Source organism: Candidatus Kaistella beijingensis (genome assembly GCF_020084865.1).
Taxonomy (GTDB): domain Bacteria; phylum Bacteroidota; class Bacteroidia; order Flavobacteriales; family Weeksellaceae; genus Kaistella; species Kaistella beijingensis.
Genome location: NZ_CP071953.1, coordinates 1,086,855 through 1,104,095, shown reverse-complemented (window position 1 = coordinate 1,104,095; position 17,241 = coordinate 1,086,855). Strand labels below are relative to the sequence as shown.

17 protein-coding genes and 1 pseudogene are annotated in these 17,241 nt (G+C 32.5%); 17 read left to right on the top strand and 1 reads right to left on the bottom strand.

The window, feature by feature from the left end:
- Positions 1-25 precede the first annotated feature (25 nt).
- The 14 genes and pseudogenes from J4771_RS05135 to J4771_RS05070 all read left to right on the top strand — a co-directional run bounded on the left by J4771_RS05135 (position 26) and on the right by J4771_RS05070 (position 10,530).
- Positions 26-844, top strand: coding sequence for an alpha/beta hydrolase family protein (locus J4771_RS05135; RefSeq protein ID WP_224137098.1), 819 nt, complete (start codon positions 26-28; stop codon positions 842-844).
- On the top strand, positions 841-1,479 hold the full coding sequence (locus J4771_RS05130; protein WP_224137096.1) for a DUF4395 domain-containing protein: 639 nt from the start codon (positions 841-843) through the stop codon (positions 1,477-1,479). The genes J4771_RS05135 and J4771_RS05130 overlap by 4 nt, the downstream gene beginning before the upstream one ends.
- Positions 1,479-2,180: a DUF4386 domain-containing protein gene (locus tag J4771_RS05125; protein ID WP_224137094.1), complete on the top strand. Its 702-nt coding sequence runs from the start codon at positions 1,479-1,481 to the stop codon at positions 2,178-2,180. Before J4771_RS05130 ends, J4771_RS05125 begins: the two co-directional genes overlap by 1 nt.
- The gene (locus tag J4771_RS05120) at positions 2,170-2,592 is read left to right on the top strand and encodes a DUF6326 family protein (protein ID WP_224137092.1); all 423 of its coding nucleotides are present in this window, start codon (positions 2,170-2,172) and stop codon (positions 2,590-2,592) included. Before J4771_RS05125 ends, J4771_RS05120 begins: the two co-directional genes overlap by 11 nt.
- Positions 2,593-2,727: 135 nt before the next feature.
- Positions 2,728-3,123, top strand: a complete 396-nt coding sequence (locus tag J4771_RS05115) for a hypothetical protein (RefSeq protein WP_224137090.1) — start codon at positions 2,728-2,730, stop codon at positions 3,121-3,123.
- A 148-nt stretch (positions 3,124-3,271) separates the two neighbouring features.
- Complete coding sequence (locus J4771_RS05110) at positions 3,272-4,396, top strand: DUF3108 domain-containing protein (RefSeq protein WP_224137088.1); 1,125 nt, start codon at positions 3,272-3,274, stop codon at positions 4,394-4,396.
- Positions 4,397-4,418: 22 nt separating this feature from the next.
- Complete coding sequence (locus tag J4771_RS05105) at positions 4,419-4,859, top strand: hypothetical protein (protein WP_224137086.1); 441 nt, start codon at positions 4,419-4,421, stop codon at positions 4,857-4,859.
- A gap of 110 nt (positions 4,860-4,969) precedes the next feature.
- Complete coding sequence (locus J4771_RS05100) at positions 4,970-5,449, top strand: hypothetical protein (protein WP_224137085.1); 480 nt, start codon at positions 4,970-4,972, stop codon at positions 5,447-5,449.
- A 57-nt stretch (positions 5,450-5,506) separates the two neighbouring features.
- Positions 5,507-6,517, top strand: coding sequence for an alpha/beta hydrolase (locus tag J4771_RS05095; protein ID WP_224137083.1), 1,011 nt, complete (start codon positions 5,507-5,509; stop codon positions 6,515-6,517).
- Positions 6,518-6,536: 19 nt separating this feature from the next.
- On the top strand, positions 6,537-7,202 hold the full coding sequence (locus tag J4771_RS05090) for a hypothetical protein (protein WP_224137081.1): 666 nt from the start codon (positions 6,537-6,539) through the stop codon (positions 7,200-7,202).
- A gap of 29 nt (positions 7,203-7,231) precedes the next feature.
- Positions 7,232-8,077: pseudogene (locus tag J4771_RS05085) on the top strand (RteC domain-containing protein).
- A gap of 152 nt (positions 8,078-8,229) precedes the next feature.
- Positions 8,230-8,490 carry a helix-turn-helix domain-containing protein gene (locus J4771_RS05080; protein WP_224137079.1) on the top strand — a complete coding sequence of 87 codons (261 nt, stop codon included), beginning with the start codon at positions 8,230-8,232 and terminating at the stop codon, positions 8,488-8,490.
- A gap of 254 nt (positions 8,491-8,744) precedes the next feature.
- Positions 8,745-9,626, top strand: a complete 882-nt coding sequence (locus J4771_RS05075; RefSeq protein ID WP_224137076.1) for a transcriptional regulator — start codon at positions 8,745-8,747, stop codon at positions 9,624-9,626.
- 262 nt (positions 9,627-9,888) lie between these two features.
- Positions 9,889-10,530 carry a P-loop NTPase family protein gene (locus tag J4771_RS05070; RefSeq protein ID WP_224137074.1) on the top strand — a complete coding sequence of 214 codons (642 nt, stop codon included), beginning with the start codon at positions 9,889-9,891 and terminating at the stop codon, positions 10,528-10,530.
- Between the two features lie 555 nt (positions 10,531-11,085).
- On the opposite strand, the gene J4771_RS05065 is transcribed toward J4771_RS05070, so the two are convergent.
- Entirely contained in the window at positions 11,086-12,369 is a 1,284-nt protein-coding gene (locus tag J4771_RS05065; RefSeq protein ID WP_224137072.1) for an ATP-binding protein, read from the bottom strand.
- A gap of 122 nt (positions 12,370-12,491) precedes the next feature.
- Between J4771_RS05065 and J4771_RS05060 the strand changes: the two genes are divergently transcribed.
- From J4771_RS05060 to J4771_RS05050, 3 genes are all read left to right on the top strand, one after another.
- Positions 12,492-14,375: an AAA family ATPase gene (locus tag J4771_RS05060; protein ID WP_262900191.1), complete on the top strand. Its 1,884-nt coding sequence runs from the start codon at positions 12,492-12,494 to the stop codon at positions 14,373-14,375.
- A gap of 168 nt (positions 14,376-14,543) precedes the next feature.
- Positions 14,544-16,205 (top strand): reverse transcriptase domain-containing protein, encoded by a 1,662-nt coding sequence (locus J4771_RS05055; protein ID WP_224137057.1) that lies wholly within the window; start codon positions 14,544-14,546, stop codon positions 16,203-16,205.
- 2 nt (positions 16,206-16,207) lie between these two features.
- On the top strand, positions 16,208-17,239 hold the full coding sequence (locus J4771_RS05050) for a hypothetical protein (RefSeq protein ID WP_224137055.1): 1,032 nt from the start codon (positions 16,208-16,210) through the stop codon (positions 17,237-17,239).
- Positions 17,240-17,241: the final 2 nt, after the last annotated feature.

Genomic DNA, 17,241 nt, shown 5'->3' with positions numbered 1-17,241 from the left:
TTTTTTTAAAAATCTTGATTGAATAATGAGTACAATTGATTCGCAATTATATGAAAATAGCAATTCTAATACGGTTTTGATTATTGCTTCCGCAATGGGTGTGAAACAATCATTTTATCAAAATTTTGCAGAGTTTGCCAGCTCAAATTACATTTCTGTTATCACATTTGATTATAGCGGAATAGGAAAGTCATTATCTGGAAATATTAAAAAGCAAAAGGAGTTTCTACACGGTTGGGGGAATCAGGATTTAGAAATGGTAATTAGGAATGCCATTGAAAAATTTCCAAATCATAGAAAAGTAGTTTTGGGACATAGTGTTGGTGGTCAATTAATCGGCTTGGCTCCGTCATCAGTTCATTTAGATAAAATTATTCTGATTTCTGCACAATCAGGATTTTGGGGATTCTGGAAAGGATTTAACAAGGTTAAAATGTTCTTGAATTGGCATTTATTATTTCCTTTCCTGCCGGCTTTTTTTGGATATATGCCTTCTAAAAAATTTAGCAAAATGGAAAATTTACCTAAAAACGTTGCAAATGAATGGGCAAAATGGTGCAGAAACAGTGAGTATTTATTTCGATTTTTTTCTAAAGATCAGCTTTTCTTCAACAAAATAAAATGTGATCTTCTATCAATAAGTATTGATGATGATTTTTTTGCTCCTGAACAATCTGTTGATTGGCTTACCAAACAATATCAGAACACTAAGCTAACCAGAAAACATTTATTTCCTGCAGATTTTGATGTTTCTAAAATTGGACATTTTGATTTATTTAAAACTAAATTCAAAGAAAGTTTTTGGAAATTTTTATTAGAAGAAATTAAAGACAGAAAAATATGAACAAGAATATACGATTTGGAGAAATAGTGAATGGTTATGAAATCCCGGTTCTTAACAACCGCGAAATACGGGCAACTGCAGGAATAATGTTTCTTATGGCCTTTATTTCTTTAGTCTTAATCTTAAGCAATGGAAATTTCGTGCCTGTAAAATATGTATTATCGGTTTTTGTAGTAGAGTTTTTTATTCGCTTATTCATTAATCCGAAGTATGCGCCATTATTAATTATAGGTAGAATGATCGTAAGCAACCAAAACCCTGAATTTGTAGGTGCTGAACAGAAAAAATTTGCTTGGTTTATAGGCTTAACCATTTCTGTGATTATGTTTTTTCTCCTAGTCATTATGAATGCTTTCAGCCCTATTACAGGTTTTGCTTGTCTTATCTGTTTAATTTTGATGTTTTCAGAATCGGCTTTCGGAATTTGTATTGGTTGTAAAATGTATGGTTTTATCAAAAAAGATAAGGCACAGTATTGTCCCGGTGAAGTTTGTGATATTCGAAAGAAACATGATATTCAGCGGATTTCGCTGAGGCAATGGTTTGTAATTGGAGGACTTTTTTTAATGATTGTTTTGCTTTTCGTTTTATTTCAGGACTTTTTTGTCATAAAACCTCATAACCTTTTTATATAATGGATCAGAAAAAAACAGCAAGAATTGCAGGAATTCTTTATTTAATCGTAGTTATAACAGGAATTGTAAGTTTAGGATATATACCAAAACAATTAATAGTTTGGGGAGATAAAGTAGCAACTTTCAATAATATTCTCAAAAATGAAAACCTTTTCCGAATTGGGATTTTTTCGAGTGCACTCTGTTATTTGACTTTTATTTTTTTGCCTTTGGTTTTAAGAGAATTGTTGAAAAATGTCAGTCAATTTGTTGCCAATTTTATGGTGGTTTCTGTATTGGTGAGTATCCCTATTTCATTTTTTAATCTTTATAACAAGTATATTATTTTAGATATCCTTCACAAGGAAGAGTATCTAAAAATTTATAATGAATCTCAACTGCAGTCTTTGGTAATGTATCATCTTAATCAATATGAATATGGCATTTTTATTTCCACTTTTTTCTGGGGATTATGGCTGTTGCCTTTTGGCTATTTGGTTTACAAATCAGGTTTCATCCCTAAAATTTTCGGAATTTTTTTAATGTTGGGATGCTTCGGTTATGTTACTAATTTTTTCGGCAATACTTTATTTGCGAATTATCAAGATATAGGAATTTCAAAAATTATCGGCAAAATTCCTTCTGTTGCGGAGATTGGGATTTGTTTATGGCTATTAGTAATTGGTATAAAAAAATCAAAAAAAAATTATAATGAAAACTAAAAAAACAGAATTTGAAGACTTTAAAATTAATATTAAAATTTTACTGGCCGGTTTGTGGACTTCGGTAATGTTCCTCTACATTTACGGAGATTATTTTGAGCTGTATGTTCCCAGAAAAGTTGAAGGATTAATTAGTGGTAAAAATTTATTGAATACACCATACAAATTACTGTATGCAACCATACTTCTCACTGTTCCTTCATTGATGATATTTCTTTCATTGATTTTAAAACCCAAAATTAACAGAATTTTAAATATCTCAATTGCGGGATTCCTTGCTTTATTTACATTCCTTGTTGGTATTTCATCCATTTCAGAATGGCGAATTTTTTATGTAATGCTTGCTTTTTTGGAGAGTACTCTTACATTCTTCATTGTTTGGAAAGCGTGGACTTGGAAAAGAATCAGCTGATTTTTTGTAATCGAAATTCCCTTTGTATATTTTAAAATGTCTTTGGTAGATAGAATATCTTTTACAATTATGTTTAATTATAATTTTAACCTCAAATAAAAGGTATCAAATTCTAATCATTAAAAATTCTAAAAAATGAAAACATTCAAATCACTATCGGTAATTTTGTTAACCGTTTTTCTCGCGATTTTTTCTAATTCGTGCAGAAGCGACAGTAATGATGATAATCCAAGTGGAAGTACATATCCTAAACAGGTTTCTATAACTTACAAAGTAACCAGTGCAACAACTTCATCTGCATCAATTATCAAATACAAAAATGAAACTGGAGGTGATACTGATGTTGCAAATCCTTCATTGCCTTATTCAAAAACTATAAACAGAACAGTAAATAAAGGTGATGTCCTAACTCTTGCATATGGTACCAATACAAATCAAACTGTGAAATTGGAAATTTTGGTTAATAATGCTTCGGTTTTATCACAAGAATTTACAACCACTTCAGGCGCAATAGTATATCAGTTTCCTTAAAATAACCATCATAATTATGCAAAAAATAAAAAAATTATTTTTTAGTTTTGGTTTTTGTATTTGTGCAGTTTTATCTTTTGGACAAAATAAAATTCTGCCTGGCTCCCAATCAATTAACACTAAGTTAATTAAACTTGGTAACTATACCATGGGATACTATTTTGTAAAAGATGGAAATCCTATGGAAATTTGTAATTATCAAACAGAAGTTTCCACAAATGGAGACCAAGTTCTGTTTAGTTCAAAATTAATTTTCCTAAAAACAAATAAACTTTGGAAAGAACATATTGTTTTGGATAAAAATACACTGAAACCAATTAGCAGAAAATCTGAAAGAGATACACGCACGTTCAACATTAATTTTTCAAATATCAACACGGGAGACTATTTCGATATTGCCACTTATCCTTTACTTCTTTGCGCATTGCCTTTGAATACAGGTTATAAAGCCACAATTCCTGTGATAGATTATGATTCTCCGAATAAAGATAAAATACAGAATGTGAATATTACCGATGTAAAAAGCAATATCTACAATTCTGAACTTACAGGTGAGCATCAAGTTTGGAAAGTATCTGTAAACGAAGAAAGTACAGGAAACATCTATGATTATTTTATTGATAAAACTTCCCGAAAAATTTATAAAATCACGGTTTCTTCAAAAGGAAATAATTTAATGTTGGTGGATAAAGAAACTGATTTTAATCCTTTCAAAAATAAATTTGATAAAGAAGCCACGCTGAAAATGCTCACTAAAGGTAATTCTGTAATTTCGGGAGAAGCATTTGCAAAAGACGATCGTTCTGGTAGAGATGACAGCAAAATCAGGATTGATGTATTAAATATCAATAAAAAACAATTCGCGCCGAAAGGAACTAAAGTCGTTTTGTTGCCTTATACAGAATATTTCAAAGAATGGATGGAGCTTAATAAAAAGCAAAGAAAAATAAAAGGAGCAGCACCAATTCCTCTATCAGAAGACGCAAAATCCTGTGTTTTAACTACGGAAATTTATAACGACAAAGGAAATTTTGAATTTACTAATCTTATGGAAGGAGATTTTTTTGTATTCATTTCGTTCGGTTATACCGATACTTTTTCAAGAAGAGAAATCACTGGAACTTCTGATATTTATGTGAATGGACAATATGCCGGAACTCAACTTAACACCGATATTTTCGACTATGCGCAGACTGGAGATGCAAATTTTCAAAAAATCGTTACCATAAAATCAAATGGCGATACCGTGAAGATTAAACTGAAACGATGGTAATTATTAATTGATTTTAAAAAAAATGAAAACAAAAATTGTAGTAATTATTTTCTTTTTTTCTTATTCTCTGCTTTTTTTAATCAAAGCGCAATCACTTGCAAGCAACAATACTAAACTTGATGCAAGACTGAACAAGGAAAAAGTTTTTGCAGACAGTCAACGGAAAATTTTTAATATTACAAGTTGGGCGGGAGCAAATATTACAGAATTAATCAATAAATGGGGAAATTTTACCAAAAAAAACGAAACTCCAAATGGTTACACCGTTTACATCTATGAAACAAGATATTCTGGAAACGGTGGAAAATATGAACCAGGTTATGTAGTTTCTGACCAATTCGGGAATATTCTGCATCAAGAGGTCTCCAAAGATAATCGGTATTCTTACGACTTTACGGACTTCTATGATTTTTATGTGGATAAAAATAATGTGATTGTAAAAGTAAATATCGGGACAAGATGAAACAAAATTTGTTAATATTGCTTTTACTTTTTTCTGCTACCCTGTTAAAATCGCAGGAATCTTATTTCAAAATTGAACATTTTGGGGTTTATATCCCAAATAAAAGTATAATGCTTAATTTTCCTAATCTCAAAAAAGAGCAAATCAAGGACAAAATTTTCAGATTCATTAAAGACAAAAACTTTGTTTACAAGCCTTTTTTGTCGGGTGAAAGCAGAATAGTTTTCAGGGATTTTTCCTTCATCTGTAAAAAAGACAAATGTAAGGCTGATATTGTCGCCAAAAATTTTTTCTATTTGGATTACGGTGATGGCTTTGTGAAATTAAGTTTTGAAAACGAAATTTACTCTTCAATTGTCGGCGCAGAATTATCGATAAATAATAATGATGATGTGGCATCAGAAAATAATTTGCCATTTGGTTATTACGAATTTTCTGCACCTTACAGATATGAGGAAGTTTATCCAGAATCCATTTTTACCTATAACAAATCCGGAAAAGCCACTTTACGGAACCAGGATACTTTAAAAATATTTTCCGATTTCTATAGTCAATATATCATTGATTTGAATTTGTTTCTAAAGAAGTGACAAATACTATTCTTCTTTTAATATCTGAGACTTTCTTAAATAAAAAAAACTTTTACAATGAAAAAGATTTTAATCAACCTGCTTTTATCAGTTACAATGTTTTCCTTTTTTTCCTGCAGGGAAGAAAAATATATTAATCAACCCGGAAATTTGGTTCCTAAAACTGTAATTGAAGACAATACACTGCCATCTATAGTGGTAAATAATATAAAATTACATTCAGAAGCATTCGGAAATTCCTCAAACACTATGATTATCGCGGTTCATGGAGGACCTGGAGGAGATTACAGGTATATGCTGAATTGTAAAGAACTGGCTTATAAAGGCTACTACATCGTTTTTTATGACCAGCGTGGTTCAGGTCTCTCTCAAAGACTTAACACGGAAGAATACACGCAAAAAGGGGATCAGGCATTAGAAGATATGTATAAAGAGTTAAAAGGGGTAATTGAACATTACAGGACAAGCTCTAATCAAAAAGTAATACTCCTGGGACATTCTTGGGGAGGAATTTTGGTTAGTGCATTTGTTGGGAAATATCCAAATATGGTTAATGGTTTAATTGTTTGTGAACCTGGAGGTCTAAAATGGGAAGATTTGGAAAATTATGTAAAGAATTCCAGATCTTTCAAACTTTGGAGCGAAATATCCAATGACGCAACTTATTTGGATCAGTTTATGACAGGAAAAGAAAATCAACACGAAATACTGGATTACAAACTAAACATCCTGGCTTCAAAAAATGATATTACGGGTGAAGATAACACACTTCCACAAAGTTTTTGGAGATCTGGAGCAGTAATCAATACGGCTTTGTTTGAGTTAGGAGATTCATTAAAGCCCGACTTTTCGCAAAATGTGAAAACAAACTCTCCCAAAACACTTTTTTTATACAGTGAGAATAATAAAGAATATACGACGGAATGGGCAAATAAAATATCTTCCGCATATAGTTCAGTAATAATCCAAAAAATCACTGGAGTCGGCCACAACGGAATATTGAGCGACAAACAGGTTTGGCAACAACAAACGATGCCGAAAGTTATTCAATACATCCAGTCTTTATAAAAAATAAAATGCCTTTTAAATGAAAAGTTTACATGAAATAATCTTTGCACTTTTATTCACTTTATCACTACGTATTCATGCACAAGTTATTAACTGGGAAAATCTACCCCAAAATAACATTGCCAGTGTAAATTTCGGAACAGAGTACGGGATAATATCCGGGTTGACTTACGGGTACAAAATATCCGACGGAAAATTTCCCTTTCTAATAAATACAGAAGTTTCAATTCCTTTCGGTGAAAAAAGATTAGACGATTTTAAAGTGAAATTAGGTGGACAAATACGAGTGTTAAAAGTAAATAATTTTAATATGAGTATTAAAATGCAGGGTATTTTTAGAGTTTACAATAGCGATTTTGTTAAAATTTCAAATTTTGGAAGTGACTTCTCCACGACCATTGGGTATTATAGGGAAAGGTGGTTTACAGGAGCTGAGTTTGGCTTTGATAAAGCAATTGTTTCTCGTTATATACATACCGATTTATATAAATCAAACTTTCCCGATGTCAAAGATGGTTGGTATGAGCCATCTACAGGTGGAAATTACTATTATAATGTTAAAGGTGGTTACAGTTTTGGGGAAAACGACATCACTCTATCAGTCGGAAAAATTACATCTCAGGATTTCAAAACATCACCGTTATTTCCAATTTTTTCACAAATTGGTTATAACATAAAATTTTAGAATATCACGAATTAATTAAATAAAAAAAAATTAGATTACAAAATATTTTAATAGAATTATCAGAACAACTCAATTTCATTGACCTTGAGGTTGATGATATTATTTTACGTTGTGAAAAATCTGTTGAAATAATTCTTAAAAGTTTAGAAAAAATTAAGAGTATAATATACAAATCAGGCTTCAAGACTGAACAAGAAGAAATTACATTCTTCAAAGAAATAAAGCCACAGTTCACATCAAAACTTATTTACTACAATTCGCTTTATAAAATTGAAACAAAAAAACCTTTCGGTAGTCCAAGAATTCTGAAAAAATATTACAATAAGGAACTAGATAAACTCAAATTATATTTTGATAACAATCTTGATTTTTACAAATATTACCGTACCGGAAGCACTTATTTAGATTATAAGTAATTCGTAAGAGGTAAATTTGATATTAAGTTGAGTTTAGATAATTATTACTTTGAAACCGATACCAATTTCACTGCTTCTCACGATTTTAAAGTCGCAAAAATTCTTGCAAATGATTTAATACAACTGTATTTGGAAAATCAATTGGTTCTCTTGGAAAATAAAGAAGACAAACAAAAAACCCAACGCAATCCCAACGCGAAACTCACTTGGACTGGATCAAAAGTTGCACTCACAGAATTACTCTATGCATTGCAAACGGAGGGAGTTTTTAATAACGGAACTGCTGATTTAAAGGATATTGCAGAATACTTTGAAGAAAGTCTCAATATAGATTTGGGACAATACCGCAGAACCTTTCTTGAAATTAGAGTAAGAAAAGAAGACAGAACAAAATTTATTTCCACACTTCGCGAAAAACTTCTCAAAAGAATGGACGATACCGACGAATCCATTTATTAAAAGTCATTACGCTTGATATAAACAAACTTTTGTCATCCGAGAGAAACGAGGAATCTCATTTTTTTAGAAAAATGAATCCCAACGCAATCCCCGTTGTGAAATAAAACAATTCAAAACTTACAATTTTGAGCCATAATATTAAAATCAAATTTATGGCACTCGAAGTTTTAACCAAAGAAGATCTTCAGGAATTCAAAACAGAATTATTGGAAGACATCAAAAACCTGTTTCACATTAGAACCACAGAACAAAAATTGTGGCTTCGCTCTGCAGAAGTAAAAGAGCTTCTCAAAATTTCATCCGGAACGCTCCAAAATCTACGTATTAACGGCACACTCCGCTATTCCCGTGTCGGCGGAACGCTCTACTACAACTATCAGGATATAGAAAAACTCCTCCAATCTGAAAAATAGCAAATAATCTTTCCGACCTAGGAGTTATTTGCGTGAAGAAAAATTCAAATTTCTTCACAACTGCAAGTTCAACTTCCACCGAATAAAAATTCCCACTGTTTGAGCGCGCCAAAATCTCGTTAAGTAATGCAAATATTCAATCGCGCGAGTTTTGGGAATTTTCTTAAAAGAAATTTGAATTTTTTAGCAAATAAATCCAGTCTTGAATTTTTGATTCTTTTGTTTCAAGACAAAAGAATAATAAAGAAAAAAAAATGAACTACATCCGTCACCTTACCGGCTTCTACGACCGCATACAAGAAGACGACCGCCTCAATCCAACGCATATTAGTCTGTACTTGGCTTTATTCCAATTTTGGAATCTAAACCATTTTCAGAACCCAATCAGTATTTCCCGAAACGAAATGATGAGGTTAAGTAAAATCTCTGCTTTAGGAACGTATCACAAATGCATAAAACAACTGCAGGATTTTGGTTATATCGAATATTTACCGTCGTTCAATCCGTATAAAGGCAGTTTAGTGAACCTCTACAATTTTGAAAATTCAGATGTTCAAAGAGTGAACGGGAAGCGTATCAAAAAACAGACTGCTACTGAACAAGCAGTGAACAGCCACCGAATCAAAATCGACACAGGTATTGAACAAGCATTGATACCTTCTAAAAACAATACAAACATATTAAACAATAAACATAGTGTAAACACGCAAAAAAATATTGATGAATTAAATTATGAATTTTCAGAACCGGAAAAAGAAAAGTTGCGCGAAAAGAAAAAGGATTTTGTCATTGCGAGGAGGAACGACGAAGCAATCTATTCAAACGTCACCCAGTCTGTCACGCTGAGCGGAGTCGAAGCGTTACAGAAACCAGGCTCAAAAATTCCTCCGGAATTTCCCGAAGTCCAAATGTATTTTGAAGAGAAAGACTCCACAAAATTAGAAGCCGAGAAATTTTATAACCATTACGAAAGCAATGGTTGGCTTGTCGGTGGAAAATCCAAAATGAAAAACTGGCAAGCCGGCGCCAGAAATTGGCTTTTAAATTCCAAAAAATTCAATACCGTCATTACGAGCGGAGCGAAGCAATCTCACCTCAATGCCACCCACAACAAATCCTATCAAGAAAAATTATGAATCATCTAAAAATCCGACCTAGGAGTTATTTGCGTAAAGAAAAATTCAAATTTCTTGATAAAGGCAATTTCAACTTTCGCCAAATAAAAATTCCCACTGTTTGAGCGCGCTAAAATCTCATTAATCAAAACAAGTAATCAATCGCGCGAGTTTTGGGAATTTTCTTAAAAGAAATTTGAATTTTTTAGCAAATAAATCCAGTCTTGAACTTTTGGTTCTTTTGTTTCAAGACAAAAGAACTTAATAAAAACTCACCGCAACAATGCAACTTCCCAATCATGAAATAGAAATGTCCTACGATTACTGCGAAGTCGTAACCTGGCTCCGAAAAACCGGGAGAAAACACATCGGCAAAAACTTTGTCATTCCAGATAATGAAAAAGGAATTATTTTCGGAATGCTCGCTTGGTTTCTTCAGGATGAACTTGTGGCCAAAGAAATGAATATCGACCTCAACAAAGGAATAATGCTGAGTGGACCAATCGGCTGTGGAAAAACGACGCTTTTCAAACTGATGAGAAAACTACCTTCCGGAAGAAAAAACTTTATGATGGCTTCAACCCGCCAAATCGTATCAGAATTTATGCAGTCTGGTTACGAAATATTGGAAAACTATTCCCGTGGAAACCTTTATAACGACCATCCAGTTCCAAAGAACTTTTGCTTTGACGACCTCGGAACCGAAACCACTTCCAAATATTTCGGCAACGACTGCAATGTTATGGCTGAAATCCTGCTCACACGCTACGATCTTTTCAAAGAAAAAGGAATTATAACCCACCTCACCACCAATCTCACCGCCGGAGAAATAGAATTCATTTACGGAAACCGCCTGCGTTCCAGAATGCGCGAAATGTTCAACCTGTTTGGTTATGATGAAAACTCATACGACAAACGGAGATGATACGGACTTACAACGGACTTAAAGCGGAGGCTCATAGCAAAAAATCCAAGTTGTCACTTCCTCACCCTGCACATTCCGTCATCCTGAGCACAGGACTAGTCCTGCGAACGAAGTTCACGAAGGACGCAGTGTTTGGGATCCGTCATTCCTTTATTAGATTTTGCACACTGCTGAATAACACAAATGTTACATAAAAGTATACAAGTGTAACTAAGCTGTTATGATGTTGATTTCTGAAATTTCCTTTATTTATAAGGTTTAGGAATAATTAAGAGAAAAACTTATATACTTTGTTTAGTTATAAAAGTAACTAAGCTTATTAGTTTTATTGATACTAGAATGATGACACAGCAAATTCAAATATTTTCTAGCCAAATACAACGTAAGCGTACGTTCGTCTTGGTGAATATGAGCCAAGTAATGCTTTGTGATTAGTGACATCAATGGTGACATCACATCACAAACTCTTTAATAGTTGGGACACGACTCGAACGTCTGGCTGTTTACTTTTGCGCCCATCAGCAATTCCCAAATGGTGACATCAATGGTGATATTTTACAATATCTTCCATTCACCACTACGGTTGTTGCCAACTCTTGCAATAATTTTATTTTCCTGCAAATTTTTCAGAGTTCTTTTAATAGTTCTGTCCGTAACATTCAACTCTTCGGCCATTTTTAAAGCGGTTGTTTTGCTGTTAATCTGAATTAATTCTAAAACCCTCTGTTCAACATTTACTTCCTCAAAATTAAAAATCACATAAAAACCGTTATCGTCATATTTGAAAACCGGAATAGGGATTTTTGCAGTTTTCGCCTCATTCAGAATTTTTATTGTTCCGCGTCCCCAGGATTCTATGAGTCCGGCACGGAAAAATGCATTGGCAATGTCCGGATTGTAAGGACGGGACGGATGCTTTACTTTCAGTTTGGCCACAGTCCAGTTTTCAGGTAGTTCTCCTTCATTCCAAACAACTAGTTTGTTATCATAAACGCTGATTTGAATAGGAATTCCGCTTGCGTAATCTTTGTGGACAATTGCATTCAAAACCGCTTCACGAAGTGCAGCAGGTGGAACAGGATAACTTTCTTTTCGTTGCAGTCCGTAATAGGTAATCTGTGCTTTAAGGTATTTAGTCAGAAGCAAATCAATCACTTTTTCTGCCTGTTCTATTAATGGTCCTTTCACCTCATCCTGAAAAGCCAGATCATCATCACTTCTGAAGAACCCAATTTTGGTTGTAGAACCTGTAAAAAGTTTGTCCGGTTTAGGGTGAAAAAGAAGTACACCTGCTTTTTTTAGGTTTCCATCCGGAGCAATAAGATTCAGTTTTTCCAAAAGATCTTGCGAATTGTCGTGCTGTATGTTTTCATCAAACCGTTCGGTTTCAGAAGCCCGTTCTTTGAACAGATCAAAAGCCGCATCTGAAAGATCGGCCGCCTTGGTGTAAGGTTCTGGTGTTCCGTCCCATTTCAAGCCTTGCTTTCTCAGGAGAAACTTGTCCAGTGCGGCACCTTTCAGTTCCTGATTGGTGGCTCCGCTACGGTAAAAATAACTGCCTTTGTAATTTACAGGATATGGATAGGCGTCGGTAATAATTTCAAGGTAATTTTTTCCGCTTTCAGTTTTAATGTTGACATCCACCAACACGCCAAGAATATCTTTCACTTTATTAGGAAGGTCTTCAGCCAGTTTTTTAGCTTCCAAAATACCTTTCACCTTGCCTTTATCATCAATTCCTATATACATTATTCCCCCATTTGCATTGGCAAAACCGCAAATCCACTTAATGTATTCGTCGCGCCAGCTTTCTTTATATTCGGTATTCTGATTTTCCATATTCTGCAGTTTTACAAAAATAAGGATTTTACTTTTCCACAATGTTGCACAGTCACATTTATTTTGGTTATTTTTATACAATAATGTTTTTATAGAAAATGTATTTGCAAAAACTAATAATCGTGAATTATAGAAGTTGTAAAATTTTACAACTTGAACTAAAAGATAATGACCCAAATATTTTCATTGGATTAAACGATTGTGGAAAATCTACAATTCTTCAGGCTATTGATTTACTTTTAGGTGAAAAACCTAAATATAACTCTTTGCAAGAAGGAAATAATAAAAGTGATCTTTCTAATTCAAAATTGTCGTTAGAAGACTTTAATAAACTTCTTGCTGAAAATAATCTCCCCGATGGATTAGAATATAATGAGAATGAAACGATAATATTAGGAAAACTTGTTTATAATGAAGAAGAACTTGAAAGAATTCAGTCTTTAGATATATCAACTAATTTATCATGGTCTTTGGAAAATAACAGCGATCTTGAATTATGGATTTCTAAGAATTTTGACGGAAACACAGTTAGCACTTACATTTCTACCTTTGATTCATCAGGAAAGGATGAATTATGGAGCAAAACATCAACAGATCTTAATAAAATATTAAGGGAACATTCTGTATCTTCAGAAGATATTAGTAATGAGAATGGCAAAGGACGCTTTTCAAATTTGGAAAAACTAAGAGCATTTTATAACAAGGTTGAATTATCGAAAGTTTGGTCTTTGTATAAGCCCGCAAAAAATGATACTGAAATTTTGCCTGTATTTAAATATTTTGATTGGAATTGCTCATTTGAAGATATAAATAATCTAGCGGGAAGTTTAATGAAAGAATATATTGATCCATTTATATCTGATATTAAGAATTCGGCAATTTCAAAAGCTTTAGAAGCTGAAATGAAAATCAATGAAAAATTTGCAGAATTAAAAGATACGATAGCGGAAGTAGCTCCAGAAATAGAAACAATTGAAACAAGAGTGTTTTTTGATGTAAAAGAGAAAATATCTGATATTATGGTTAGAAAATTTTCGAGTGATGGATTAATACACCTTGAAAATCAGGGAGAGGGTTTGAAAAGAAAGATATGGTTTTCACTAATTAAATCAAAAGCCAAAACAGTAACTGAGCAAAATTTCAAGGAGTTTATTTGGGCATTTGATGAACCAGAAACTCATCTTTATCCTGGAGCTCAGAGAGAATTTTTTGATATATTACACTCATTATCAAAGTCTAATGTTCAAGTTTTTGTAAGTACACATTCTACGATTTTTATTGATAAATCAAAAATTGACAATATAAAAAGTATAGCAAAAGATCAATCTGGCTATTCGTATTCTGATCAATGTGAAAATATAGACTCTGTTTTTAGTAGTTTAAATGTTAAAAACAGTGATTTTTTATTCTTTGATAAGTTTCTCGTCGTAGAGGGTGATACTGAACAATATTTAATTCCAGAGTTATATAAATTGTACTTTGGAAAAACTATCTTAGAAGATAATATTCAATTGATAAACATTGGAGGAAAAGATAAGTGGCAGGAGAATAAGAAGATAATCGATAATGTTATGAAAGGTTTCCAAAAAACAGAAGACAAGATTGTGTATCTATTTGATAACGACATGAGTTATGAAATTGGTGAAGCCGCTAAAAGCCCAAGCATGTTTTTTGTAGGTATGCAAGACATTGAAGATAGTATTGAAACTCAAATTTGGTACGATAATATTAATGAATTTTATAATAAAGAAATTGTTACAGTTGCCGAAATAGAATCTATTAAAAGAGATATTCCGAATGTTAAATGTAATTCAAATGAAAAATTTTACAAAAAACTGAAAGCTAAAATTCGTCAAAATTATATAACCACAAATGGCGAAGCTGATTCATTAAAACTTATACCTGACAAGGGTAAAGATTCTGCAGAATTCATCCTGAAAAACTTCAAAGAGAAAAATCAGATCCCATCCAAAATAATAGAAGCATTCAAAAAATTATCAGAATAAAACGATTAGCCCTGTTAAGCACTAGGTGCTGTTGAAGGGTAGTTATAAGTATGACAAAGTTTACACTACTCCCTGTTGTTATTGTATTTTCCATAACAAATATAATAATTTGGAACGTACATTCGATTCATTTACGGAGCAATCCGCGCCGGGGCTAATCTATTTTTTATGGAACTAGAATATTTGTTTACGAGAAGAGAATTGTTAAAAATTTTGTGTAAGAAAAGATGCCTTCTTGCAAAAAAAGAGCATGATAGACAGTTCTATAAAAACATTTTAGTGAAAAGTTCACATGCTAAACAACACGAATTATATGAGATATTTCCACCAAGGAATACGTGGATAAGACTGAGAAAATCAGAAAGGTCTAGTAAAAATGCGACACAGATAAATTCTGAACAATTGGAAAGAACAGTTTTGCTTTCCACTAAAAGATTAACTAAATTTTCCTCTACTGGTTGGCAATCTAAGCTTCTAAGATTTATTGACGAGATAATTTCAAAAGCATTAAGTTCTTCATATTCAATACCAAAACCAAAAATTATTAGCCACTTTAAAGAAGAAAAAAATGGTATAAAAGTATTTCGTCCAATCGCTCATTTTGAATATGTTGATAGAATAATAATTAGTCAATTAAATAAATATCTCACGTATCATTTCGATAGAACTTTTGAAAATTGTTCTTATGCATTTCGTTCTCGAGCCTCTGTAGGAAAGTCATTTTCTCATCATGGGGCTGTGGAAGATATTATTGAGTTCAAAAGGAAAAATAACAAGAAAAACCTTTTTGTTGCTGAATGTGATATAAAGAAGTTCTATGACTGCGTCAATCATGCTGTAGTTAGGTCACACTTTTATGATAAAGTTTCTATACTAAAGCGTAATGGTACAATAATAAACCAGCGGGCTTTAGATTTATTTGAATCTTATTTAAAGTGTTATAGTTTTAATAAGGATGTACTAAGTATTAATCTTGGAAAAGATTGTGAATTTGGATGGGTTGATGAAATAGAACTCAGAGATATTCAATCTGATCCTTCAAAAGAGGAAATAGGAGTGCCTCAAGGTGGTGCAATTTCCTGTTTTATTGCAAATTTATTAATGGATTACGTTGATAAGAAAGTTTTGTCATATGATGACAAAAATTTGTTTTACGCCAGATTCTGCGACGATATGGTTTTGATACATACCAAAAAGAAAATTTCACAAGAAATATTAAATGTTTACGGCACTGCACTTAAAGATATTAAACTTTTGCATCATAATTTCACTACTATTAAGTATTATGATAAGGATTTTTGGAAATCGAAATCAAAGTCTTCCTATAAATGGGGAGATCCTGCTTTATCTAATAAGAATGTCCCCTGGCTTTCATTTGTTGGCTATCAAATTAAGTTTGATTTGAAGATTAGGGTCCGTAAGTCATCAATTAAAAATGAAATATTAAAACAATTAAAGGAAACAGATAAAATTATTGAATACGTAAAAACTAACAAAAAGTTTAAAGTTTCTGAACGTGCAATAAAATATAGGATTACACAGAGATTATTATCAATGTCCGTAGGCAGAAAAAGTATTTTCAATCCAAAGAAGGAAGGACAAATGTGCTGGTCTTCAGGGTTCCGTGTCCTCAAGCAAAACGATAATGTAAAATATCAATTAAGGCATTTGGACAAAAAAAGAGGCAAACAACTTGCAAGATTGGACCGCATAATAAAAAATATGAATAAAAATAATCGTCCAGATAAAAATAGGAAAGTATTGGCAACAAATGAAACTAAATATTATGGGGCACCTTTCAGCTACTACTTTCAATTAAATACTAATTAATTATGGGAAATATTTCACTAAACCAACAACTCAAACGAGTTGAAATAAAAGAATTCGAAATCGAAAACCAAATCGTTTTCAATTATTTTGATAGTCTTCCGGTAGTAGAGAGAGATGAAAAACTACTTCGTGCAATTTACATTGGTGTTCTTGCTATGATGGAAGACCGTATTTCTGCCTTTCTTTCAAAGACAAATAACGAACTCGGAACTGAACTTGAAAGTCTGAAAATGATTTTCGAGATGAAAAAGGAACTGTTTTATAAATCAACAATTAAAGGTGCTTTGGCAGAAGATGAAGTGGCGCAATATCTGAATGAGTTTTTCCAAAATAAAAAACTAAAAGATCGCGCTTATTTAACCGGTAATTCTGCAGGTAATCTTGCTAAAAACAAAACAGGAGATATTCTTTGTGAAATTAATGGAGATTCAAATCAAAGAATAGCCATAGAATGCAAGTTTGATAAGAGTATTAAGTTTGGGGAGATTGAAAACAAGGACATTTTTACTCGTAAATCTGATACCGCGTGGAGTCAGTTGATTGAAGCTCAGGCGAACCGCGGAACCAATACTGCAATTATCGTTTTTGATATTTCCCTTATTGACAATTCAATCTTAAAGAATTTTGACAATGTAGGTTATATTCCGGAGGTTGGATTTGTAGCAGTTATCAATTCGCAGGCAGGAGACTATTCTAATCTTGGTATTGCTTATATGCTGGCTCGCGATATTATTCTGAATGCAAAACAAGTTGATCTGAATAAAGATATTCTTTCAATGATTGTGAATCGGATCATCAAAGATATTGATCAAATTATGCTGATTCGAAACCTCGTTCACAGCAATATTGAAAACAATAAATCTATTCTCAAACAGCTTGAAAAATCAATGCTGTTAATGGAATTCAATCAGGAATATTTATTAAAATTTTTAAAAGATGGAAACTTAACAAAAGAAGATTTGCTTGAGTTTTATTCAGGCGAAGAAGTTAAAGACCGCTATAAACTGATTGAAAAAGAAATAAGTTCACTGTAATC